Annotated in this window: 15 protein-coding genes; 9 read left to right on the top strand and 6 right to left on the bottom strand. The window is 68.6% G+C overall.

Annotation, left to right across the window (positions count from 1 at the left end; all coding sequences use genetic code 11):
- Window positions 1–9 precede the first annotated feature (9 nt).
- From ligA to gyrA, 6 genes are all read left to right on the top strand, one after another.
- The gene (ligA, locus tag FOF45_RS16870; RefSeq protein WP_158986906.1) at window positions 10–2,361 is read left to right on the top strand and encodes an NAD-dependent DNA ligase LigA; all 2,352 of its coding nucleotides are present in this window, start codon (window positions 10–12) and stop codon (window positions 2,359–2,361) included.
- A gap of 7 nt (window positions 2,362–2,368) precedes the next feature.
- Entirely contained in the window at window positions 2,369–3,343 is a 975-nt protein-coding gene (epmA, locus tag FOF45_RS16865) for an EF-P lysine aminoacylase EpmA (protein ID WP_158986904.1), read from the top strand.
- Between the two features lie 90 nt (window positions 3,344–3,433).
- Window positions 3,434–4,156, top strand: coding sequence for a DUF3011 domain-containing protein (locus tag FOF45_RS16860; RefSeq protein WP_158986902.1), 723 nt, complete (start codon window positions 3,434–3,436; stop codon window positions 4,154–4,156).
- A gap of 92 nt (window positions 4,157–4,248) precedes the next feature.
- Window positions 4,249–5,046 (top strand): DUF3011 domain-containing protein, encoded by a 798-nt coding sequence (locus tag FOF45_RS16855; RefSeq protein ID WP_199244519.1) that lies wholly within the window; start codon window positions 4,249–4,251, stop codon window positions 5,044–5,046.
- A 67-nt stretch (window positions 5,047–5,113) separates the two neighbouring features.
- Window positions 5,114–6,172 carry an S-methyl-5-thioribose-1-phosphate isomerase gene (mtnA, locus tag FOF45_RS16850; RefSeq protein ID WP_158986900.1) on the top strand — a complete coding sequence of 353 codons (1,059 nt, stop codon included), beginning with the start codon at window positions 5,114–5,116 and terminating at the stop codon, window positions 6,170–6,172.
- A 303-nt stretch (window positions 6,173–6,475) separates the two neighbouring features.
- Entirely contained in the window at window positions 6,476–9,127 is a 2,652-nt protein-coding gene (gyrA, locus tag FOF45_RS16845) for a DNA gyrase subunit A (protein ID WP_158986898.1), read from the top strand.
- A 200-nt stretch (window positions 9,128–9,327) separates the two neighbouring features.
- Here gyrA and FOF45_RS16840 read toward each other — a convergent pair whose 3' ends face one another.
- Window positions 9,328–10,308, bottom strand: a complete 981-nt coding sequence (locus tag FOF45_RS16840) for a glycosyltransferase family 9 protein (RefSeq protein WP_199244518.1) — start codon at window positions 10,306–10,308, stop codon at window positions 9,328–9,330.
- Between the two features lie 158 nt (window positions 10,309–10,466).
- Here FOF45_RS16840 and FOF45_RS16835 point away from each other — a divergent pair, with 158 nt between their 5' ends.
- Together FOF45_RS16835 and pbpC are read left to right on the top strand one after the other, a co-directional pair.
- Complete coding sequence (locus tag FOF45_RS16835) at window positions 10,467–15,422, top strand: alpha-2-macroglobulin family protein (protein ID WP_158986896.1); 4,956 nt, start codon at window positions 10,467–10,469, stop codon at window positions 15,420–15,422.
- 88 nt (window positions 15,423–15,510) lie between these two features.
- A complete protein-coding gene (gene pbpC / locus FOF45_RS16830; RefSeq protein ID WP_233264244.1) occupies window positions 15,511–17,844 on the top strand; it encodes a penicillin-binding protein 1C in 2,334 nt (777 codons plus the stop codon).
- A gap of 22 nt (window positions 17,845–17,866) precedes the next feature.
- Here pbpC and FOF45_RS16825 read toward each other — a convergent pair whose 3' ends face one another.
- Window positions 17,867–18,352 carry a peroxiredoxin gene (locus FOF45_RS16825; RefSeq protein ID WP_158986892.1) on the bottom strand — a complete coding sequence of 162 codons (486 nt, stop codon included), beginning with the start codon at window positions 18,350–18,352 and terminating at the stop codon, window positions 17,867–17,869.
- Between the two features lie 171 nt (window positions 18,353–18,523).
- Between FOF45_RS16825 and FOF45_RS16820 the strand changes: the two genes are divergently transcribed.
- The gene (locus FOF45_RS16820; RefSeq protein WP_158986890.1) at window positions 18,524–19,420 is read left to right on the top strand and encodes a DnaJ C-terminal domain-containing protein; all 897 of its coding nucleotides are present in this window, start codon (window positions 18,524–18,526) and stop codon (window positions 19,418–19,420) included.
- A 78-nt stretch (window positions 19,421–19,498) separates the two neighbouring features.
- On the opposite strand, the gene FOF45_RS16815 is transcribed toward FOF45_RS16820, so the two are convergent.
- From FOF45_RS16815 to FOF45_RS16800, 4 genes are all read right to left on the bottom strand, one after another.
- Complete coding sequence (locus FOF45_RS16815; RefSeq protein WP_158986888.1) at window positions 19,499–19,948, bottom strand: DUF3592 domain-containing protein; 450 nt, start codon at window positions 19,946–19,948, stop codon at window positions 19,499–19,501.
- 293 nt (window positions 19,949–20,241) lie between these two features.
- Window positions 20,242–20,607: a twitching motility response regulator PilH gene (gene pilH / locus FOF45_RS16810; protein WP_158986886.1), complete on the bottom strand. Its 366-nt coding sequence runs from the start codon at window positions 20,605–20,607 to the stop codon at window positions 20,242–20,244.
- A gap of 100 nt (window positions 20,608–20,707) precedes the next feature.
- A complete protein-coding gene (locus FOF45_RS16805; RefSeq protein WP_158986884.1) occupies window positions 20,708–21,694 on the bottom strand; it encodes a YhdH/YhfP family quinone oxidoreductase in 987 nt (328 codons plus the stop codon).
- 114 nt (window positions 21,695–21,808) lie between these two features.
- On the bottom strand, window positions 21,809–22,618 hold the full coding sequence (locus FOF45_RS16800; RefSeq protein ID WP_158986882.1) for an isocitrate lyase/PEP mutase family protein: 810 nt from the start codon (window positions 22,616–22,618) through the stop codon (window positions 21,809–21,811).
- Between the last annotated feature and the right edge of the window lie 11 nt (window positions 22,619–22,629).

The raw sequence follows: 22,629 nt of genomic DNA, 5'->3' as shown, positions 1-22,629 counted from the left end.
GGAAAGCACGTGGCCAAGACTCCGACTCCCGCCGACCGCATCGCCGAACTGCGCCAGCGCATCGACGACGCCAACTACCGCTACTACGTCCTCGACGATCCCTCGATCCCCGACGCGGAGTGGGACGCGCTGCTGCGCGAGTTGCAATCGCTGGAAGCCGCGCATCCGGAACTGGTGACGCCGGACTCGCCGACGCAGCGCGTCGGCATCGCCCCGACCGGCACGTTCGCCGAAGTGCGCCATGCGATCCCGATGCTGTCGCTGGGCAATGCGTTCACCGACGAGGAAGTCGCCGATTTCGAACGTCGCATCGAGGAAAAGCTCGGCCGTCGCGCGCCGCGCTTCTCCGCCGAACCCAAGCTCGACGGACTCGCGATCAGCCTGCGTTATGAGGACGGCCGCTTCGCGCAGGGCGCCACACGCGGCGACGGCGCCACCGGCGAGGACGTGACCGCCAACCTGCGCACGATCAAAGCCATTCCGCTGCAGCTGCGCGGCAAGGGCTGGCCCTCCGTGCTGGAAGTGCGCGGTGAGGTCTACATGCCGCTGGCCGCGTTCAAGGCCTACAACGAGCGCGCCGTGAAGGAAGGCGGCAAGGTGCTGGCGAACCCGCGCAACGGCGCGGCCGGTTCGCTGCGCCAGCTCGATCCGCGCATGACCGCGCAGCGTCCGCTCGCGTTCTATGCGTACGCGGTGGGCGTGGTCGAGGGCGCGAACCTGCCCGACACGCATTCGAAGACGCTGGCGCAGTTGCGCGACTGGGGTTTCCCGGTGAGCGCGCTCAACGACGTGGTCGAAGGCACGGACGGCCTGCTCGACTACTACCGCGCGATGGGCGAAAAGCGCGATTCGCTTCCCTTCGACATCGACGGCGTGGTCTACAAGCTCGACGACTACGCAGGCCAGGCCGAAATGGGCTTCGTCTCGCGCGCGCCGCGCTGGGCGATCGCGCACAAGTTCCCCGCGCAGGAACAGTCCACGGTGCTGGAAGGCATCGACATCCAGATCGGCCGCACCGGCGCGGCCACGCCGGTCGCACGCCTGAAGCCGGTGCAGGTGGCGGGCGTCGTCGTGACCAATGCGACGCTGCACAACGCCGACCAGATCGCGCGCCTGGACGTGCGCATCGGCGATACCGTGATCGTGCGCCGCGCGGGCGACGTGATCCCGGAGATCGTGCGCGTGGTGCCCGAATACCGCGACCCGCACGCGCCCGAGTGGCAGATGCCGACGCAATGCCCAGTGTGCGGTTCGGAGATCGTGCGTGAGGAAGGCGAGGCGGTGTGGCGCTGCTCGGGCGAACTCACCTGCGCCGCGCAGCGCAAGGAAGCCATCCGTCACTTCGCCTCGCGCCGCGCAATGGACATCGAAGGGCTGGGCGAGCGCTTCATCGAAGACCTGTCGGACCTCGACTACCTCAAGTCCGTCGCCGACCTGTACAAGCTCGAACTCGACGACCTGCTCGAGATGAAGCGCCGCGCCGACGAGCGCGACGGCACCACGCCGGAAACGGTGAAGTCGGGCAAGGTCGCGACCAAGTGGGCCGAAAACCTGATCGAGGCGATCGACCACAGTCGCAACACCACGCTCGAACGCTTCCTCTACGCGCTCGGTATCCAGCACGTCGGCGAGAGCACGGCGAAGGCGCTGGCGACGTGGTTCGGCGATCTCGAACTGATCCGCCGCCTGCCGTGGCCGCTGTTCAAGCGCGTGCCCGACATCGGCGGCGAAGTCGCGCGCGCCATCGGTCATTTCTTCGATCAGCCGGGCAACCAGCAGGTGATCGACGACCTGCTCGCGCGCGGCGTGATGATCAACGACGCGCACGCACCGAATCCGAAGCTGCGCGACGGTCTGGATCTTGCGACGCTGCTCGTCGACCTGGAAATCCCGAAGGTGACGAAGATCCGCGCGGAACAGCTGGCCGGTGCGTTTACGTCGGCGCAGGCGTTGATCGACGCACCCGAGCACAACTTCGTCGCCGCCGGCCTGCCCGCGGACACCGCGCAGTCGTTTGCGCAGTGGCTGGAAGACGACGACAACGCGCGCCTGATCGATAGCGGCGCTCGCGCGCTGGCGCGACTGGTCGAGCTGACGCCGCAGGCCACTGCGGCGACGCTGGGCGTGCTCGATGGCCAGACCGCGGTGCTCACCGGCACGCTGTCCAGCCTGAGCCGCGACGAAGCGAAAGCGAAGCTGGAAGCTCTCGGCGCCAAGGTCGCCGGCAGCGTGTCGAAGAAGACCAGTTTCGTGGTCGCCGGCGAGGCCGCCGGTTCCAAGCTCGACAAGGCGCAGGAACTGGGCGTGGAGATCTGGGACGAAGCACGCCTGCTCGCGTTCCTTGCCGAGCACGAGGCGTGAGCCGGCGATGAGCAGCGACTGGCAACCATCGGCCACGTTCGATGCGCTGCGCCTGCGCGCGCGACTCAACGCGACCGTCCGCGCGTTCTTCGCTGCGCGCGATGTGGTCGAGGTCGAGACGCCGGTGATGTCGCTGGCCGGCAACACCGATCCGAACATCGCCTCGTTCCATCTTGAATTCAGTGGCCGCACCGACGGCGCGCCACGTACGCGCTGGCTGCGCACGTCGCCGGAGTATCCGCTCAAGCGCTTGCTGGCGGCGGGATTAGGCGACTGCTACGAACTCGGTCGCGTGTTCCGCGACGGCGAGGCGGGCGGTCGCCACAATCCCGAGTTCACCATGCTCGAGTGGTACCGCCTCGGTTGGGACCACCAGCGCCTGATCGACGAAACCGTGGACCTGGTGCTGGCTGCGCTCGCGCTGGTCGGTCGCAATGCGACGCTGTCGCGCATCGGCTACCACGAGCTGTACCGCACGCGGCTCGGCGTCGATCCGGCCACGTCCAGCGACGGGGAACTACGCGCGGCGCTGGGCGAGATCGTGATCGATCCGACCGGCCTGACCCGCGACGACTGGCTGGACCTGCTGATGACGCATCGCCTGCAGCCGGACTTCCCGACGGATCAGCTGCTGGCCGTGTACGACTATCCCGCGTCGCAATGCGCGCTGGCGCGCGTGCGCGACGGCGAAGTGCCGGTGGCGGAACGTTTCGAGCTGTACCTGGGCCCGCTGGAACTGGCCAACGGCTACCACGAGCTTGCCGACGCGCGCGAGCAGGGCGAACGCTTCGATCGCGACCTGCGGCTGCGGCGCCAGCGTGGCGACCGCGAGCCGCCGCGCGACGAACGCCTGCTGCGGGCATTGGACGCGGGTTTCCCTCAGTGCGCGGGCGTGGCGCTGGGCATGGACCGGCTGATGATGGCCCTGCTGGGCACGGGCCGGATTGCCGACGTGCTCGCCTTCGACTTCGCCCGTGCCTGAGGTCGCAGTTCACTCTTTGTCCAGCCGGCCTTGATGTCGGTTTTCGCATGGACCGGCTAGAGTGAACGTGTGGAGTGCAGGGGTGCATTGATGCGCGGCTGGGCGTTTTCGACGTTGGCGGCACTGGGTGTACTGATTGCGCCGGACGCGCCGGCGCAGGACGCGGGCGGTCGTTTCTACGGCGATCGGATCCTGCGTTGCGAATCGCGCGACCAGGAAACGAACCTGTGTCCGGCCGACATCCGCGGCGGCGTGCGCCTGCTGCGCACGCTGTCGCGTTCGGAATGCAACGAAGGCCAGAGCTGGGGCCTGGATCCCTCTGGCATCTGGGTGCGCTACGGTTGCCGGGCCGATTTCGTCATCGGTTACGGCGGCAGCATCGGCAGCGGTTATGGCGCCAAGGTGATGCGCTGCGAATCTCGCAGCGGTCGCTGGCAACACTGTCCTTCGGAAACACGCGCCGGTGTCGAACTGGTTCGCCAGCTCTCCAAGAATCCCTGCATCCGTGGCCAGAACTGGGGCGCCGATGTTCGCGGCGTATGGGTGTCGGGCGGGTGTCGCGCCGAGTTCCGCATGATGGTCGACGTCGCCAACGAAGCACCGCGCGGCGACATCGTGCGCTGCGATTCCAACGACAGCCTGCCGCGTCATTGCCCGGCCGACACCTCGCGCGGCGTGCGCCTGTTCCGCCAGCTGTCGCGCTCTGCCTGCGTGCAGGGGCGCACCTGGGGATTCGACGACAACGGCATCTGGGTCGAGAACGGTTGCCGTGCCGAATTCGAGTTGCCGAGAAAGCAGCAAAGCGGCGGCTGAACCGTTTGCGAAAGGGGCGTTCCGGTGTGGTGCCCGTTAAGTTTCGCCCGCTAGAGTGGCGCCTAAGAAGAATTCGCAGACAAGGGGGCGACATGAGCATGGGATTGCGTCGGGGATTCGCACTGTTGCTTGCACTGCCGGTGTTGTCGTGGGTCGGACCGGCGGCCGCGCAGTACGCCAATGGCGAACGGCAGACGGTGCGCTGCGACTCCAACGACAGCCGCTATCGCGAGTGTCCCGCCGACACGCGCGGCGGCGTGCGCCTTGAGCGCCAGTATTCGAAGTCCGCCTGCATCGAAGGTCGCAGCTGGGGTTACGACCGTCGTGGCGTGTGGGTGAACAACGGTTGCCGCGCCGAGTTCGCGCTCGGTCGTCGCGGCAACGGCAACGGCGGTGGCTGGAACGGCGACGATCGTGGCGAGACCGTGCGCTGCGATTCCAACGACAGCCGCTACAAGCAGTGCCCGATCGACGGGCGTCGCGTCGTGCTGGTGCGCCAGCATTCCAAGACCGCGTGCATCGAAGGCCGCAACTGGGGCGTCGGTCGCGGCTTCGTGTGGGTCGACGGCGGCTGCCGCGCCGAGTTCGCCAGCAACGGCTACGGCGGCGGACAGGGCGGCGGCTGGGATGGTGGACACGGAGGCGGACAGGGCGGCGGTTGGGGCGGTGGACACGGAGGCGGGCAGGGCGGTGGCTGGGGTTCCGCCCAGACGCTCTACTGCGGTTCCGACAATCATCGCCAGCGCCGCTGCAACTTCAGCATCCGTCGCGACGCACGCCTCGTCCGCCAGACCTCAAAGGCCGCATGCATCGAGGGCAACAGCTGGGGCTGGGATCGCAACGGCGTATGGGTGACCAGCGGCTGCCGCGGCGAGTTCCAGGCCTTCTGACGCGCCTCCTGCGCATGCGAACGCCGGCGTGCGTGCCCCTGGCACATGCGCCGGCTAGAATCGACGGATGAGCACGACCCTCGATTTCGATCGTTACGACCGCATCCGCCCGATCCGCTGGACCGGCGATTCCCTGGAACTGCTGGACCAGCGCAAGCTGCCGTTCGTGGTCGAGTACGTCACCTGCGCCGACAGCGATGCGGTGGCCGAGGCCATCCACGCGTTGACGGTGCGCGGCGCGCCGGCGATCGGTATTGCTGCGGCGTGGGGCGTCGTCCTGGCCGCGCGCAGCGTCGAGGCCGCGAACGGCAACGATGCAGCGACGAAACTCGAGCCCGCGCTGCAGCGCCTCAATGCGGCGCGTCCGACCGCCGTGAACCTGGCCTGGGCGCTGGCGCGCATGCGCCGCGTGCTGGTCACCGCCGGTGCCGACTGGCGCGACGTGCTCGACCGCGAAGCGCAGGCGATCGCCGACGAAGATCTCGCTGCCAACCGTCGCATGGGCGCACTTGGCGCCGCACTGATCGAACCGCGCAGCGGTGTGCTCACGCACTGCAACACCGGTTCGCTGGCGACCGCCGGTTTCGGCACCGCACTGGGCGTGATTCGCGCCGGCGTGGCCGAGGGCCGCATCGACAAGGTCTTCGCCGGCGAGACGCGGCCGTGGCTGCAGGGCGCGCGCCTGACGGTGTGGGAGCTCCAGCAGGACGGCATCTCGCCGACCCTGATCGCCGATTCCGCCGCCTCGCACCTGATGAAGTCCGGCGACGTGCAGTGGGTGGTGGTCGGCGCCGACCGCATCTGCGCCAACGGTGATACCGCGAACAAGATCGGCACCTACCAGCTCGCCATCGCCGCGCGCCACCACGGCCTGAAGTTCATGGTCGTCGCCCCGTCCTCGACGGTCGACATGGAAACGCCCTCCGGCGATGCGATCCACATCGAGGAACGCGATCCGGGCGAGCTGTTCGCCGTCGGCGGCGTGCGCACCGCGGCGCAGGACGTAGGCGCCTGGAACCCGGTGTTCGACGTCACCCCGCACGAACTCATCGACGCCATCGTGACCGAACGCGGCGTGATCGAGCGCCCCGACGCGGCTGCGATGAAGGTCGCTTTCGGCAGCTGATCCGGTCGCCCGCGACGGGATTCGCGGCAACATCCCCGGCCCTGCGTCGAGCGCCCGGCGCCGAATTCCCGAAAACACTTGAAAAAGCCGCGCAAGTGATTGTTTCTGCGCGGGAATCGGGGTGTGACGGGGTGCCGTTTCGTGCTACCATTTCCTGTCCTTTCGAAGCCGCCGTCGGCGGGCTGCAGCACGGGCCCGTCAGGCCGATTTCGCGACCGCTCCAACGTGCGCGAATACCGGTCGTTTCGTTCGGAATGCATTCCCCGCATGCCATGCGCGGGCAAACTCTAGAACGGAACCCTGATGGCCGAACTCGCCAAGGAAATCATCCCGGTCAACCTCGAAGACGAGATGCGCCGCAGCTACCTCGATTACGCGATGAGCGTGATCGTGGGACGCGCGCTCCCGGATGCGCGAGACGGACTCAAGCCGGTGCACCGCCGCGTGCTGTACGCGATGAACGAGCTCGGCGCACACAGCAACAAGCCGTACTACAAGTCGGCGCGTATCGTCGGTGACGTGATCGGTAAGTACCATCCGCACGGCGACACCGCGGTGTACGACACGCTGGTGCGCATGGCGCAGCCGTTCTCGTTGCGCTACATGCTGGTGGACGGGCAGGGCAACTTCGGTTCGATCGACGGCGACAACGCCGCGGCGATGCGATACACCGAAGCGCGCATGTCGCGCATCAGCCACGAGCTGATGGCCGACATCGACAAGGAAACCGTCGACTTCCAGCCCAACTACGACGAGAAGGAACTCGAGCCCACCGTCATGCCGACGCGTGTGCCGAACCTGCTGGTCAACGGCTCGGCCGGCATCGCGGTGGGCATGGCCACCAACATCCCGCCGCACAACCTGTCGGAAGTGATCGACGCGACCATCGCACTGATCGACGACCCGGCGATCGACGTTGACGGCCTGATCCAGTACATCCCGGGCCCGGATTTCCCGACCGCGGGCATCATCAACGGCACCGCCGGCATCGTCACCGCGTACCGCACCGGCCGTGGCCGCGTGCGCATGCGCGCGCGCGCCGAGGTGGAAGTGGCCGACAACGGCCGCGAGGCGATCGTCGTCACCGAGATCCCCTACCAGGTCAACAAGGCTCGCCTGATCGAGAAGATCGCCGAGCTGGTCAAGGAAAAGAAGCTCGAGGGCATCAGCGAGCTGCGCGACGAGTCCGACAAGGACGGCATGCGCATCTACATCGAGGTCAAGCGCGGCGAATCGGCGGAGGTCGTGCTCAACAACCTCTACCAGCAAACCCAGATGGAGTCGGTGTTCGGCATCAACATGGTGGCGATCGTCGACGGCCGCCCGAAGCTGCTGAACCTGAAGGACCTGCTGGAAGTCTTCGTCAAGCACCGCCGCGAAGTCGTCACCCGCCGCACCATCTTCGAGCTGCGCAAGGCACGCCAGCGCGCGCACATCCTCGAAGGCCTCACGGTCGCGCTCGCCAACATCGACGAGATGATCGAGCTGATCCGCACGTCGGCTAACCCGAACGAAGCGCGCGACCGCATGCTTGCGCGCACGTGGGAGCCGGGCCTGGTCGGTGCGCTGCTCGCGGCGTCTGGCGCCGATGCTTCGCGTCCGGAAGACCTGCCGGCCGGCGTGGGCCTGATCGATGGCCGCTACCAGCTGACCGAAACGCAGGCGCAGCAGATCCTGGAAATGCGCCTGCACCGCCTGACCGGCCTGGAGCAGGACAAGCTCACCGAGGAATACAAGCAGCTGCTGGAAACCATCCGCGGCCTGATCGAGATCCTCGAGGATCCGGGCGTGCTGTTGGAGGTGATCCGCACCGAACTGCGCAACATCAAGGAAGAGTTCGGCGACGCCCGCCGCAGCGAGATCCGCGCGAGCGAGGAAGACCTCGACATCCTCGACCTCATCGCGCCGGAAGACGTGGTGGTCACGCTGTCGCATTCCGGTTACGCCAAGCGCCAGCCGGTCAGTGCGTACCGCGCGCAGAAGCGCGGCGGCAAGGGGCGCAACGCGGCCAGCACCAAGGACGAGGACTTCATCGACCACCTGTGGCTGGTCAACACGCACGACACGCTGTTGACCTTCACCAGCACCGGCCGCGTGTTCTGGCTGCCGGTCCACCAGTTGCCTGACGCCGGCCCGAACGCGCGCGGCCGCCCGATCATCAACTGGATCCCGCTGGAAGCCGGCGAGCAGGTCCAGGCCGTGCTGCCGGTGCGCGAGTACGAGGAAGGCCGCTTCGTGTTCTTCGCCACGCGCAACGGAACGGTCAAGAAGACGCCGCTGACGGAGTTCGCGTTCCGCCTGCAGCGCGGCAAGATCGCCATCAACCTCGACGACGGCGACGCGCTGGTCGACGTGGCGCTGACCGATGGCGAGCGCGACATCATGCTGTTCGCCAGCAACGGCAAGGCCGTGCGCTTCGCCGAGGATGCCGTGCGCTCGATGGGCCGCACCGCGACCGGCGTGCGCGGCATCCGCCTGGCCGAAGGCGAGGAGGGCGAGGAAGGCGAAGCCAACACCAGCGGCGCCTACGTCGTCAGCCTGATCGTGGTCGAAGGCGAGGGCGACATCCTCACCGCCAGCGAACGCGGCTACGGCAAGCGCACCCCGCTCGAGGAGTACCCGCGCAAGGGCCGTGGCACGCAGGGCGTGATCGCGCTCAAGACGACCGAGCGCAACGGCAAGCTGATCGGCGCGGTGCAGCTCTCGGACCACCATGACGTGCTGCTGATTTCCGATGGCGGCACCCTGGTGCGCACGCGTGCGGCGGAGATCTCGCAGGTCGGCCGCAACACGCAGGGCGTGACCCTGATGCGCATGGCTGCGGAGGAAAGCCTGCAGACGCTGGAACGCGTCGACGCCTCGCTGGACGAGGACGAGGAAGGCACGACCGAGGCCCCGGTCGACGCCGGTCTCGGCGGTGCAAGCACGGGCGAGTCGGAGTCGCTGCCGACTTGATCGCGGCTCACCTCTCCCCTTGAGGGAGAGGTCGCCATGCGCAGCATGGCGGGAGAGGGGAACGCGCGAAGCGCGTGCCAGGAGGGCACCCCTCTTCCGGCGCTTCGCGCCACCTTCTCAGCCCTGCACTCCCTTCGGTCGCCGCAAGGGGAGAAGGGAAAAGCCAACGCCGCCTCCGGGCGGCGTTTTCGTTCGTGGCGTCAGCGTCGGTCGGAGCCCGGATGCGCGTCGATGCGCGCGTGGATTTCGGCCATCACCGCGTCCACGGACAGCGCTTGCAGGTCGGCGACTTCAATCGCATCGAAACGGCCCATGCGGATGCCGGTACGGTTCGCGCTCGTGTGCGGCCCGAACAGTGCCAGCCCCGGCACGCCGAGCCCGGCCGCCAGATGGGTTGGACCGGTGTCGTTGCCGATGACGAACGCCGCGCCGCGCAACACGCCGGCCAACGCGAACCAGTCGAGATAGCCCGACGGCCCGGTCAGCACGTGGCAGGGCAGGTTGCGGGTGAGTTCGAGTTCGTCCGGACCCGGCGCCACGACCACCTGCCGGCCGTCGTCGGAGAGTCGTCGAGCGAGGTCCGCGTAGTGCGGCCAGCGCTTGTGCGGGTGTCGCGCGGCGCTGCCGGGAACCAGCACCACGTAGCCGGGGCGGATTCCTTGCGCGTCGAGCAGCGCCTGCACGTCGTCGGCCATCCAGCCCACGTCGGGCAGCGACCTGCCGGCGATGCCGGCCTGGGCGAGCAGGGTTGCGTACGCCTCGCGATCCGGCACGCCGCTGTCTGAAGGATTGTGCCTGCGGAACCACTCGCCGGACCCGGGCATCCAGCGCCGGTAGAACGCGGTCCGGTCGCTGCCTTGCAGGTCGTAGACACGTTCGAAGCGCTGCGCCCGCAGTCGGCGCAGGACGGCGAGGGTCTGGCCCGGGCGCAGCAGCGACGCGCGCGGGTCGAGGACCAACTCGTCCACGTGCGGGCAGCGCTCCATCAGCCGGCGGTAGGCCGGCGCGACCAGCAGCACGATGCGGGCGTCGCGATGGTGCGCGCGGATGTCGCGGAGGGCGCCATCGGCCTGGATCAGGTCGCCGAACGCACCCTGCCGGATCACCAGGACGGCGGGCGCGGAGGGAGGCGACATCGGCACCGCTTCGTGCGACGAGAGGCGCAGGAGGTCACGCAGCATGGAAGTCCCGGAGTGGCCTGTGCGGCGGGGATGCCGGACGGCGCGCGCCATCATGGCACGCCGCGACAGCGGTAGCGCTCACCGTGCAGGTGCGACGAAAACCCCACGCCAGCGTCGCGTTGCAGCTCCTATACTCGTGTCGAACCTGGGGAGGCTGCATGAAGCGCGTATCGGGATCGGAAGGAATCGTCCACGCCCGCCTGCTGTCGTGGCTGGGCGTCGTCGCACTGTCGCTGTTGTTGCTGGCCGGGTGCCGGCGCGACGCGGACGGGCAACTCCCCGCGGTCAGCGGCGAGGCCATCAAGGCGCAACGCGAAGCCGTGCAGGGATTCGCGCTGCTCGCCGCGTATCCCGACCAGAAGGGCGACGAGTCGCTTGCCATCGCGCTCGAATTCAACCGGCCGCTGGTCGGCACGCAATCGTTCGACGAACTCATCGCCGTCACCGACGCCAACGGCGCGGTGGTGAAGGGCAGCTGGGTGCTGTCGGACGACGCGAAGGTGCTGCGTTTCCCGCACGTGGACGCAAGCAAGGAATACACGCTGGCGATCAAAGGTAGAGTGACCGCCGCGTCGGGCGATCGCCTCGGACAGGAACAGCGCAGGACCGTCTACACCGGGCCGCTCGATCCGGTGGTAGGTTTCGCTTCGCAGGGCAGCGTGCTGCCCGCACGCGAGAGTCGCGGCTTGCCGGTGGTGTCGATCAACGTACCGGAGGTCGACGTCGAATTCCTGCGCGTGAAGGAGAAGGAACTCCCGCGCTTCTTCTCCGACTACCAGCGCGGCGGCCGTCGCGGCAGCTGGGAGCTGGGCAGCGAGTACAGCAACAAGACGCCGCTGGAGCGCCTCGCCGAACCGGTGTACGTCAACCGCTTCGTGCTCGGCGGCAAGCCCAACGAGCGCGTGCTGACCTACCTGCCGCTGCAGGACGTGAAGGAGCTGCAGGAACCCGGCCTGTACTTCGCGGTGATGAAGCGCACCGGGCAGTTCCAGGACGAATTCGAGACCGCGTTCTTCACTGTCAGCGACCTCGGCCTGCACGCGCGCGCCTACAAGGACACGCTGTTCGTGCACGTCGCCTCGCTGCAGAACGGTGCATCGGTGTCGGGCGTGGAGCTGAAGGTGCTCGACGCGCGCGGCGAGCCCGTGCTGAAGGGCGAGACCGACGGCAACGGCAATGCGCTGTTGCGATATCGCCTCAATGCCGGCCACGTACTGATCGCGCAGCGCGGCCGCGACGTGTCGATGCTGCCGTTCAACCAGCCTGCGCTGGACCTGTCGGAGTTCGCGGTGAGCGGACGCGAGCAGGCGTGGTTCGACGTGTTCGCGTGGTCGGGACGCGATCTCTATCGCCCTGGTGAAACCGTGCGCCTGTCCGCGCTGCTGCGCGACCAGGACGGCCAGCCGGTGGTGCCCAAGGCCGGCGTCGCGCAGCAACCGCTGTTCCTGCGCTACGTGCAGCCCGACGGCAAGACGTTCCTGGAAACGCGCCTGCAACCCGATGCGCAGGGTCATGTGCGCCACGAGCAGGCGATTCCCGCCGACGCGGCGACGGGTCGCTGGCGCGTGGAATTCCGTACCGACCCGGGCAGCAAGGACGCGGTGCAGGGCATGACACTGCGCGTGGAGGAATTCCTGCCGGAGCGCCTCAAGCTCGATCTCGACGCGCAGCCGGTGCTGAAGCCCGGCGAGCCGTTGCGCCTGCAGGTCGAAGGCGCCTACCTCTACGGCGCGCCGGCCGCAGGCAACCGCTTCACCGCGAAGCTGGCGGTGGCGGTCGAACAGCATCCGCTGGATGCGTTGCCCGGCTACTTCTTCGGCGATCCGACCCTGACCTTGCCGAAGGAAGCGAGCGACGTCATCGATACCGAACTCGACCCACAGGGCCGCCTGCAAAAGGACATCGCGCTTCCCGCGGAGGCCAAACCCGTCACGCCGATCGCCGTGATCATCAACGGCAGCGTGTACGAGACCGGCGGACGCAGCGTGAACCGCGGAATCAAGCGCGTGCTGTGGCCCGCCGATGCGCTGGTCGGCGTGCGTCCGCTGTTCGACGACAAGGAAGGCGCCGATGCCAACGCGACCGCGCGCTTTGAACTGGCGCGCGTCGGCAGCGATGCGAAGCCGCGCCCCGGCAAGGCGCTGCGCGTGACGCTGGTGCGCGAACACCGCGACTACCACTGGAACCACGACGACGACGGCGGCTGGAACTACGACTTCACCCGCCGCTATGAGGACATCCAGACGCGCGCGGTGGATGTGGGGGCCTCGCCGACGCGGATCGATTTCCCGGTGGAGTGGGGCGATTACCGCGTGGATGTGTTCGATCCGGCGACGAAGCTGACCACGCGATATCCGTTTACTGCCGGTTGGAGCTGGAACGACGAGAACCGTGGCCTCGACGCGCGCCCGGACAAGGTCAAGCTCGCGCTCGACAAGACCGCGTACCACGCGGGCGACACGTTGAAGGTGACGCTCACGCCGCCGCACGCCGGCAGGGGCCTGCTGATGGTCGAGAGCGACCACATGCTGTACGTGCAGGACATCGACGCCAAGGCCGGCAGCACGTTCGAGATCCCGGTGACGAAGGACTGGGAACGCCACGACGTCTACGTGACCGCGCTGGTGTTCCGTGGTGGCAGCGCGCCCAGCCGGATCACGCCGGCACGCGCGGTCGGCGTTGCCCACGTGAAGATGGACCGTCGCGAACGCAATGTCGCGGTCGGCCTGTCCGTGCCGGCGTCGATGCAGCCGCAGCGCGAATTGCCGGTGACGGTGAGCGTGCCGCAGCTTGCGGGACAGCAGGCCTTCGTCACCGTGTCCGCAGTCGACGTGGGCATCCTCAACATCACCCGCTTCCCGGTGCCGGACGCGGCCGCGCATTTCTTCGCGCAACGCCGCCTCGGCGTGGATGCGTACGACGTCTATGGCCGCGTGATCGAAAGCTTCGAGGGCGGCCTGGCGAAGATCCGTTTCGGCGGCGACATGGCGCTGGACGCGTTGCCGCAGGCGCGACGCCCGACCGCGAAGGTACAGACGGTGGACCTGTTCGCCGGGCCGGTGAAGCTGGACGCGAAGGGCAACGCGCGCGTGCGCCTGGACGTGCCGGACTTCAACGGCACGCTGCGCGTGTCGGCGCTGGTGTACTCGGGCGGCCGCTACGGCAATCGCGATCGCGAGACCGTGGTGCGCGCGCCGGTGCTGGCCGAGGCCAGCGTGCCGCGCGTGCTGGCGCCGGGCGATCGCAGCAACGTGACGCTCGACGTGCAGAACTTCACCGGTCGCGATGGCAGCTTCAAGGTCCGCGTCGAAGGCGAAGGTCCGCTGTCCGTCGCCGAAGGCCCCCGCACGGCGAAGCTGGGTCATGAGGCCAAGACGACCTACACGTTCCCGCTGCAGGCGCGCGAGGGTTACACCGTCGCGAAGGTGCGCGTGCGCGTGGAAGGCAACGGCTACCAGGTCGATCGGCGCTACGACGTGCCGGTGCGGCCGGCGTGGCCGTCTGTCGTGCGATCGCGCACGCGCGTGCTGGATGCGGCGGGCACGATTCCGCTGGACGCAGGTCTCGCCGACGGCCTGATGCCGATGTCGGTGAACGCGCGCCTGTCGGTCAGTGCGGTGCCGCCGATTCCGTTCGCCGCCGCGTTGCAGGGTGCGCTCCAGTATCCGTACGGCTGCGCCGAGCAGACCACGAGCAAGGGCTTCGCGGCGCTCGAACTCGACGAGGCGACGGCGAAGATGCTCGGCAGTGACGGACTGGATGCGACCCAGCGCCGTGCGCGCATGGAAGGCGCATTCGGCCGCCTCGCGGCGATGCAGGTCGGTTCGGGTCATTTCTCGATGTGGGGCGACGGCGACTACGTCAATCCGCTGATCACGCCGTACGTGGTCGAGTTCCTGCTCGATGCGCGCGAGGCCGGCTTCGCCGTGCCCGACGCGATGCTGCAGAAGGCGCTGAACGCGCTGAGCGAGGACCTGCTTTCCGGTGGCGCACCCTTCTTCGGCTACGACCGGCGCGAGCACCTCAAGTTCGCCTATCAGGCGTATGCGGGTTACGCGCTGGCTCGGGTCAACCGCGCGCCGCTGGGCACGCTGCGCGCGCTGTACGACAACGAACGCAAGCAGAGCCTGACCGGCCTGCCGCTGGTCCATCTCGGCCTGGCGCTGTCGCTGCAGGGCGATCGCGCGCGCGGGCGCAAGGCGATCGAGGAAGGCTTCGCGCGCGATACGGAAGCGCGCCCGGAGTACCTCGGCGACTACGGCAGCCGCCTGCGCGACGATGCGCTGATGATCGCGCTGGTGCACGAACACGATCTGGCCACGCCGGCATTCGACGCGCGCACCGTGCCGCTGGGGCGTGAACTCGATGCGCGCCGCAACCTCGGCTGGTTGTGGTTGAGCACGCAGGAACAGGTCGCGCTCGCGCGCCTCGGCAAGGCTTTGATGGCCGACCAGAAGCGGCAGGTGTCCGGCCAGTGGAAGGTCGGCGACGTCGCCACCGATGCCGGGTCCGCGCGCTTCATCGGCCGCGTGTTCGACGATGCCGCGCTCGCGCGTGGCGTGTCGTTCAACGCCAACGGCGAGCCGCCGCTGTACGCCAGCATGGAGATCGCCGGCGTGCCTCGCGAGGCGCCGCCGGCGGACGCCACGCACGTGCAGGTGGTGCGCAAGTACTTCACCGCCGATGGCAAGCCGTGGGAAGGCGGGACGCTGGTCGAAGGCGACGCGCTGATCGTGCAGGTGAGCATCCGTGCGAGCCGCCCGATGGCCGACGCACTGCTGACGGATCTGCTGCCGGCGGGGCTCGAGATCGAGAACTTCAATCTCGGCGACGGCAAGCAGTGGGCCGGTGTGGTGATCGACGGCATCGAGCTGTCCGATCGCGACGACGCGGCCGAGGTGCGCCACGAGGAGTTCCGCGACGATCGCTACGTCGCCGCGCTCAAGCTCAACACCGGCGATACCGCGCGCGTGTTCTACCTCGTGCGCGCGGTGACGCCGGGCACCTACACCGTGCCGCCGCCGCTGGTCGAGGACATGTACCGTCCCGACCTGCGCGGCGTCGGCAAGGCCGTGCCCGCGACGTTGACGGTGCGCCAGCCGGGAGGCGGTTGAGGGCGTCCGCACGGACGTTCCTCGCCCGGCGTCGTATATGTCGTCGCGTATTTCGAGCGCGTGGCGGACGCGACTGCGGCGCCGTGGCATGCAGGGCGCATTGGCGGCGCTGTCGCTGCTGATCGCGGCGATGCTGCTTGACCTGGCGTTCCCGCTGCCGTTGCCGGATTCGCGCGGGCAGGGCGCGGTCGTGGTCGCGGCCGACGGCACGCCGCTGCGCGCGTTCGCCGACGTCGATGGCATCTGGCGCTATCCGACGACGCCGGAACGCGTCTCGCCGCTGTACCTGCAGGCGCTGCTGACCTACGAGGACCGCTGGTTCTGGCGGCATCCGGGCATTAATCCGGTCGCGATGGTGCGCGCCGCCGTGCAATGGGCACGCAGCGGACGCGTGGTGTCGGGCGGTTCTACACTGACGATGCAGGTCGCGCGCATCCTCGACGCCGGCCACGGACGCGCACCGCGTACGCCGTGGCGCAAGGTGCGGCAGATGCTGCGCGCGGTGCAGCTGGAAGTTCACCTGGACAAGCGCGAGATCCTCACCCTGTATCTCGATCGCGCGCCGTTCGGTGGCACGGTCGAAGGCGTGGAGGCGGCGAGCTGGGCGTACCTCGGAAAGCCGGCCTCGCGCCTTTCGCACGCGGAAGCGGCATTGCTCGCGGTCCTGCCGCAATCGCCGAGCCGGCTGCGGCCCGATCGCGAGCCCGAGCGTGCGCGCATCGCCCGCGACAAGGTGCTCGCGCGCATGCAGCGGACCGGCGTGTGGTCCGCCGATGTGGTCGCGGATGCGCGTGTCGAGTCCGTGGTCGCGCGCTCGCTGCAGCCCCCACGACATGCGCCGCTGCTCGCGCAGCGCCTGCGCGTGGAGCGGCCGGATTCGACGCGGTTGACCTCGACGATCGACCTGGAGCTGCAACGCACGCTTGAGGAGCGTGTCTCGGCCTATTTCTCCGGCCTGCCTGGGCGCACCTCGGCAGCGCTGCTCGTGGTCGACAACGCCACGCTCGAAGCGCGCGCATACGTCGGCTCGCTGGAGTTCGCCGACGCCGCAAGCCTGGGCCACGTCGACATGGTGCGTGCGTGGCGTTCGCCGGGTTCGACGCTCAAGCCGTTCCTGTACGGACTGGCGCTGGACGATGGCCTGATCCATTCCGAGAGCCTGCTGGTCGACGCGCCGCAGTCGTTCGGCAATTACCGGCCTGGCAATTTCGATGCGGCGTTCAACGGGCCGGTCGGCGTGGCGCAGGCCTTGCGGCTCTCGCTCAACGTGCCGGCCGTGGACCTGCTCGACCGCGTCGGTCCCGCGCGGTTCTCCGCGCGTCTGGCGCACGCCGGCATCCGCCTGCAGTGGCCGCCCGGTGCGGAGCCGAACCTGTCGATGATCCTCGGCGGCACCGGCGCGCGGCTGGAGGATCTCGTCGGCGCCTACGCCGCGCTCAATCGCAACGGTGTCGCCGGACGTGTGCGCTACACGCCCGACGCGCCGCGCGTGGATCGCCGTCTGCTGTCGCCGGGCGCGGCGTGGATCGTGCGCGAGATCCTCGAAGCCAATCCGCGTTCCGGCGTCGCCAACGAAACTTTCGATCCGCGTGGACGAACCCGCGTCGCCTGGAAGACCGGCACGAGCTACGGCTTCCGCGATGCGTGGGCGCTGGGCAGTACGCGCCGTTACACGGTGGGCGTGTGGGTCGGTCGACCCGATGGCACGCCGCTGCCGGGTCAGTACGGCGCGGTGACGGCGCTGCCGCTGCTGTTCGAGGTGATCGACAGTCTGCCGCACCAGCGTGGCGACGCGGCACCGGTGCCGATGCCGGCGACGGTCGCCGAGGTCGAGGTGTGTTGGCCGCTCGGCCTGCCACTCGATTCGCAGGCGCCGCAGCTGTGCCGGCGTCGGATGCCGGCGTGGACGCTCGACGGCTCGCTGCCGCCGACTTTCGCCGAGCGCGATGCCCGGCTATGGAATGCGGGCGTGGAGCGCTTCGAGGTCGACGCGCGCAACGGCCTGCGGCTGTCGGCGGAATGTACGCGCGAGCACGAACGGATCGCGCGCGAGATCGCCCGCTGGCCGGCACTCGCGTCGCCGTGGCTATCGAGCGAATCGCGCCGCGCGGCGCAGTTGCCGGCGCTGTCGCCCGATTGCGTCGCCGACGGTCGCGAGGCCAGCGAGTCGTTGCGGATCGAAGGCGTGTCCGATCGCGCCACGCTCGCCAGCGCACCGGGCAGCACGCACGGCGTGCGACTGGCGCTGCGTGCGTTGGGCAGTCCGGCGCGCGTGCGCTGGCTGCTGGACGGGCGACTGATCGGCGAGTCGGCGGGCGAGGGCAGCTTCGTGCACGACTTCGGCGACGCCGGCGACCACCACCTGACCGCGCTGGCCGACAGTGGCGCGTGGTCGCGCGTGAGTTTCCGCGTGCTGCCGTGAGCGACGCCCGTGCCGCGGTGGTTCAGCCGTGCTTGAGCTGCTCCAGCATGTGCTCGGCCGAGGACACGCGGAACTCGCCCGGCGCCTCGATGTTCAGCAGCTTCACCACGCCGTTTTCGGCGAACAGGGCGAAGCGCCTGGCGCGCAGGCCCATGCCGTAGGCGCTGGCGTCGAGTTCCAGGCCGAGCGCGCGGGTGAAGTCGCCGTTGCCGTCGGCGAGCATCATCAAGCCGTCGGGGACGTGCTGGCTCACGCCCCAGGCCTGCATCACGAACGGGTCGTTGACCGCCATGCAGGCGACTTCGATGCCCTGATTGCGGAATTCCTCGAAGTGCTGCACGAAGCCGGGCAGGTGCTTTTCCGAGCAGGTCGGCGTGAACGCGCCGGGCACGGCGAACAGGACGATGCGGCGATCGTCGAACAGCGCGTTCGTGTCGATGGTCTCCACGCCTTCGCGGATGCGCTGCAGCGTCACTTCGGGAATGCGTTCGCCGATCTGGATGGTCATGTGCGTGTCCTGTGGGGAGCTTCTCGGATTCTGGACGGCAGTCTAGCGGTTGGCCGGCAAGCCAACGTCAATGATGCGTTGGATGGCTCGGCCGTGTGCGCGAGCCTCGCATCCAGTGCGTTAACCTTTCGCCCGTGGCCAGCGGCCCTGGCTTTCCGGACGGATCGATCCATGCAGTTCAAGGACTACTACGAAACCCTCGGCGTCGAACCGGGCGCCGGCGATGCCGAGATCAAGACGGCGTACCGTCGCCTTGCCCGCAAATACCACCCCGACGTCAGCAAGGAAGCGGGCGCGGAGGAGAAGTTCAAGGCGGTCAACGAAGCCTACGAGGCCCTGCGCGATCCGCCCAAGCGCGCCGCGTACGACCAGTTGCGCGCACGCGGTTACCGTCCTGGCGATGAGGTCCAGCCGCCGCCCGGCGGCTTTGGCGGTGCGGGCCCTGGCGGGGTCGACTTCGACGAGATCTTCGCCGGCGGCGGCGCGGGCGGCGGATTCAGCGATTTCTTCGAGAGCCTGTTCGGTCGCGGTGGTGGTTTCGGCCAACGCGGGCCGCAGCCGCGCGGCGACACGCGCGCCAAGCTGGCCGTCGCACTGGAGACCGTCTACAGCGGCGGAAGCGTGCGCATCTCGGTCAACGACAAGACCCTCGACGTGCGCATTCCCAAGGGCATCCGCCCGGGCCAGGTGATCCGGCTCGCGGGGCAGGGCGCGCATGGCGATCTGCTGCTGGAGATCGAGTACGCCGCGCATCCGCGGTTCGAAGTGGACGGCCGCAACGTGATCCACGTGTTGGCGATCGCGCCGTGGGAGGCCGCACTGGGCGCCACGGTCAGCGTGCCGACCCTCGGCGGCGCGGTTGAACTGAAGATTCCCGCCAACTCGGAAGCCGGTCGCAAGCTGCGTCTACGCGGACGTGGATTGCCCAACGATCCATCGGGCAAACACCCGCCGGGCGATCAGATCGTGGAACTGGAAGTGCTCGCCCCACGCGCGCACACCGAGGCGCAGCGCGAAGCCTACGAGCGGATGGGCGAGGCGTTCGGCGACGACTGGCGCCGCGCATAAGGCAGAAAAGCGAAGGGGCACCGAGGCGACCCTTGTTCTTCGAGCAAGCTTCGTCGAGCAGGCTGGCCTGCGTTGCGATCAGCCGCCTGCAGCATACCCCTGGCGTAGGCGCAGCATCGCCAGCAGGGCTGCCAAAGCGGCCATCGCACCGGCCACCACGTACATGCGAGTTGAACCGTCTTCCGCGTCGGCAGGACGCACCACGGACGTATCGTCCGGCAGGTAGGACACTTCCAGCTCGGTGAAGGATTCGTCGTTGCGCGCCTGTTCGCCGATGTCGTTGTCCACCGAGACCTCCTCGTGGACAGCCTTGCCACCCTCCGGCTCGAACGTGACATCCAGCGTGTAGTTGCTGTCGATCCCGCGCCGGGTGGTCCAGTGGACTTCCTCGATCTGCGCCATCGCCTTGCGACCGTGCTCGGACAGTCGCGTCATCTCGGATGTCTCGCGGTAGCCCATGAAGGCGATCAGGACGGCCACGCCAAGGACAAAGGCGACGGCCGGCCAGGAAACGAGCTTCTCGAACATGGAGAATGCGGGAACCGTCGAAAGGTCGCGCAGTTTCGGTTTCTCACCCTCACGCATCCATCAGAGGTTTCCGAGAGAGGCCGGATACGGCCGTCCTCAAGATCAGAGAATTCCTATGGTCTTGCGAGGCAGCGGCTGATGCCATGACTGCATGCCACAGCCAAAGTCCTACGCGTCGCGCTGGATGCGCAACGCCATCTGCTTCCTCTGGGGAGTATCGGGCGTGACGGCCTTCGCGATCTTTGCCGAGGCCGTCAGCCGCTTGCTGGACTAGCGCGGATCGAGCGCGAGGTTCAGGCCTTCATGACCTGGCTGATCACGTCCGACAGGTCGCCCTCGCTGAAGGGCTTGGTGATGTAGGCCTTGGCGCCCTGGCGCATGCCCCACACGCGGTCGGTGTCCTGGTCCTTGGTGGTTACCAGCACGACCGGGATGTGCGACGTGGTCGGGTCGCGAGTGATCGAGCGAGTAGCCTGGAAGCCGTTGAGGTTCGGCATGACCACGTCCATCAGGATCATGTCCGGCAGCTCGCGCTTGGCGGCCTCGACCCCGGCGGCGCCGTCCTCGGCCGTCAGTGCTTCGTGGCCGAGCTTCTCGACGATTCGCCGGATACCCATGAGCTGCGACGGCGAGTCGTCGACGATCAGAATGCGCGCCATATGTTTCCCCCAGAACGTTCCGCGATTGTAGCCAGCGCCGACGGCGTGGCAACAGGCGGCCGCGCATCGCATCGCGGCCGGCCCAGGTGCAATCCGTGCGTCAGATCACGACCAGCGTGCGTCCGAGCGAGCCGCCGGCCAGCATGTTCGCGAATACCTCGGGCAGCTGCGGCAGGCCGACCTCGCGCATGCAGATCCGGTCGAGGTGGCGCGGCTTCCAGTCGTCGGCCAGGTGCTGCCAGACCGCTTCGCGCACGTCGCGCGCCGTGCCGGCCGAGGCCACGCCCAGCAGCGACACGCCGCGGATGATGAAGGGCATCACCGTGGCGTCCAGTTCGGGCGATGCAGCCAGGCCGGCGCTGGCGACGTTGCCGTAGGGCGTGGTCTGCGCCAGCAGGCTGGTGAGCATCGGTCCGCCGACGTTGTCCAGACCGCCGCCGAAGCGCGCCGATTCCATCGGCCGCGTCGTCGCCAGGGCGTCGCGTCCGAGCACCTGCGATGCGCCGATGGCCTTGAGGTAATCGGCATGCTCGGGCTTGCCGCTGATCGCGTGCACTTCGAATCCAGCGCGACTGAAGATGTCGACCGCCAGCGAACCCACGCCGCCGGTCGCACCGGTGACGGCCAGCGGGCCCAGCGCCGGGGTCTGCCGGTTCTCGTGCATGCGGAACAGCGCCAGTGCGGCGGTGAAGCCCGCGGTACCCAGGATCATGCTCTCGCGCAGGCTCAGGCCCTTTGGCAGCGGGATGACCCACTTCGCTTCCAGGCGCGCGTATTCGCCGTAGCCGCCATCGCGGGTCTCGCTCAGTCCGCAGCCGGTGACCAGGACCTCATCGCCTTCGCGGAAGGACGGATCGGTGGAGGCGACCACGTGGCCGGCCACGTCGATGCCGCCGACCAGTGGGAAGCGGCGCAGGATCTTGCCCTGGCCCGTGCCGGCCAGCGCGTCCTTGAAGTTCACCGATGAAAAGGCCACACGGACGACGACTTCGCCGGGCGACAGGTCATCGACCGCGATGCGTTCGATGCCGCTGCGGTAGCCCGCATCGTCGTTGTGGATGCGGAATGCGTCGAAGGAGGAGGTCATGCGCGGGGTCTCCGTATGGGGGCGCGGTCCGGAACCGGAACGACAGGATATCCGGACCGCGTCCGACGGCGACTTCCCGCGCGCCAAGCGCCGCGATGCGCAATGAGGCCGAGGCTAGTCGCGCGGCGCGAACAGCGCGTTGATGTCGCCGTAGTCCATGCGTGGCGCTGCGGCGGCGCGGCCGTCGCGCAGGAACGCCGATGCGAGCAGTCGTGCATGCGCGAACGCGGCCTCGGCGAGATCGGAGCCGGCACTGAGGCGACGCACGCCGAGGGCTTCGAGTTCGTCCAGGGCGGGCAGGGCGGAGCGGAGCATCACGTTGAGCGGCAGAGTCGTGCCGGACGCGATCGCGCGAATCTCGTCGGCATCGGTGAGTGCCGGCACGAACAATCCATCGGCGCCGGCATCGCGGTACAGCGCCGCACGCGCGAGCGTTTCCTCGACACGGCGTTCCGGCGGGACGAGCCCGCGCAGGTACACGTCCGTGCGCGCATTGACGTACACGTCGACGCCATCGCGCGCGCAGGCTTCGCGGATGCGCGCGAGCTTCGCGCACAACAGCTCCGGAGCGCCGCTGCCGTCCTCCAGGTTGATGCCGACCACGCCCAGTCGCGCCAGTCGCATCACGTAGCCGGCAACGACGACGGCATCGTCCGAATAGCCACCTTCCACGTCCACGCTCAGCGGCACGCGGATCACCCGGACGATTTCCGCCACCGCCTCGAGCAGATGCTCGACCGGCAACGTATCGCCGTCGGCGTAGCCGCGACTCCACGCCAGGCCCGCGCTGGTGGTGGCGATCGCGGACGCGCCGAGGCTTTCGATCAGCCGGGCGCTGCCCGCGTCCCAGCAATTGGCGACGCGCAGGACGCCCTGCGCGTGCAGTTGGCGGAAGCGGCGGGCGGAGTCGGCGTGCGGGTTCATGGCGTCTGGTG

Origin of the sequence: Lysobacter panacisoli, assembly GCF_009765165.1 — a bacterium.
Lineage (GTDB): Bacteria > Pseudomonadota > Gammaproteobacteria > Xanthomonadales > Xanthomonadaceae > Lysobacter_J > Lysobacter_J panacisoli.
The sequence above is the reverse complement of the archived record's forward strand: the minus strand, read 5'-3'. Positions and strand labels throughout refer to the sequence as shown.

What these genes read in the sequence shown, in the direction of transcription:
- FOF45_RS16825 (WP_158986892.1), bottom strand. Translation starts at nt 18,352, where the DNA reads ATGACCATCCAGATCGGCGAACGCATTCCCGAAGTGACGCTGCAGCGC.
- FOF45_RS16815 (WP_158986888.1), bottom strand. Translation starts at nt 19,948, where the DNA reads ATGTTCGAGAAGCTCGTTTCCTGGCCGGCCGTCGCCTTTGTCCTTGGC.
- FOF45_RS16820 (WP_158986890.1), top strand. Translation starts at nt 18,524, where the DNA reads ATGCAGTTCAAGGACTACTACGAAACCCTCGGCGTCGAACCGGGCGCC.
- gyrA (WP_158986898.1), top strand. Translation starts at nt 6,476, where the DNA reads ATGGCCGAACTCGCCAAGGAAATCATCCCGGTCAACCTCGAAGACGAG.
- FOF45_RS16860 (WP_158986902.1), top strand. Translation starts at nt 3,434, where the DNA reads ATGCGCGGCTGGGCGTTTTCGACGTTGGCGGCACTGGGTGTACTGATT.
- FOF45_RS16855 (WP_199244519.1), top strand. Translation starts at nt 4,249, where the DNA reads ATGAGCATGGGATTGCGTCGGGGATTCGCACTGTTGCTTGCACTGCCG.
- FOF45_RS16800 (WP_158986882.1), bottom strand. Translation starts at nt 22,618, where the DNA reads ATGAACCCGCACGCCGACTCCGCCCGCCGCTTCCGCCAACTGCACGCG.
- mtnA (WP_158986900.1), top strand. Translation starts at nt 5,114, where the DNA reads ATGAGCACGACCCTCGATTTCGATCGTTACGACCGCATCCGCCCGATC.
- FOF45_RS16835 (WP_158986896.1), top strand. Translation starts at nt 10,467, where the DNA reads ATGAAGCGCGTATCGGGATCGGAAGGAATCGTCCACGCCCGCCTGCTG.
- pbpC (WP_233264244.1), top strand. Translation starts at nt 15,511, where the DNA reads ATGCAGGGCGCATTGGCGGCGCTGTCGCTGCTGATCGCGGCGATGCTG.
- FOF45_RS16840 (WP_199244518.1), bottom strand. Translation starts at nt 10,308, where the DNA reads ATGCTGCGTGACCTCCTGCGCCTCTCGTCGCACGAAGCGGTGCCGATG.
- epmA (WP_158986904.1), top strand. Translation starts at nt 2,369, where the DNA reads ATGAGCAGCGACTGGCAACCATCGGCCACGTTCGATGCGCTGCGCCTG.
- pilH (WP_158986886.1), bottom strand. Translation starts at nt 20,607, where the DNA reads ATGGCGCGCATTCTGATCGTCGACGACTCGCCGTCGCAGCTCATGGGT.
- FOF45_RS16805 (WP_158986884.1), bottom strand. Translation starts at nt 21,694, where the DNA reads ATGACCTCCTCCTTCGACGCATTCCGCATCCACAACGACGATGCGGGC.